Origin of the sequence: Pseudomonas sp. EA_65y_Pfl1_P113, from assembly GCF_963970525.1 — a bacterium.
Taxonomy (GTDB): domain Bacteria; phylum Pseudomonadota; class Gammaproteobacteria; order Pseudomonadales; family Pseudomonadaceae; genus Aquipseudomonas; species Aquipseudomonas tritici.
The window spans coordinates 1-451 of sequence record NZ_CAXAQM010000589.1; the positions used below are offsets into that span (position 1 = coordinate 1).

At 67.8% G+C, this 451-nt stretch carries 1 protein-coding gene; it reads right to left on the reverse strand.

Annotation, left to right across the window (positions count from 1 at the left end; all coding sequences use genetic code 11):
* Window positions 1–45: 45 nt before the first annotated feature.
* Window positions 46–249 carry a hypothetical protein gene (locus AACY52_RS31225; RefSeq protein ID WP_339561528.1) on the reverse strand — a complete coding sequence of 68 codons (204 nt, stop codon included), beginning with the start codon at window positions 247–249 and terminating at the stop codon, window positions 46–48.
* Between the last annotated feature and the right edge of the window lie 202 nt (window positions 250–451).

Below are 451 nucleotides of genomic sequence, written 5' to 3' on the forward strand. Positions count from 1 at the left end.
GGGGGTCTCCCCGCCGCGCCTTTTCTTTTGGGATGATGAACCGGCTCAGCCGGTGCGCAGCCGTTCGCGCATGGCGACGGCGGCGATCAGGGCACCGACGCACCAAGCCATCGCGGCCCGATGCGGCTGATCCCCCCACATCACGGTGAGGATGCTGGCGAGGAGGCAGGGCGCGATCGCCTTGCCGGTGCGGCTGGCGAGCGACAGCAGGAACGGCAAGGTGGCCATCGCGGTCTGTAGAAGGGTCATGCGCGGGAGATTCGCTTGCGGCACGGGCTTTTCAGAAGCCGCAGACGTTCAGGGCGCGCGCCTGCTTGCCACGGCGGCTTTCGACGATGCGCTCGCCGCCGTTCTCGGCGGAACTGCCGTAATAACGGTGGTGTCCGCTGCGGTCGTGCAGATCCGCCGGCGCGGATGACTGAGCGCGACGCGCGTCGCAGATGATCTTGAT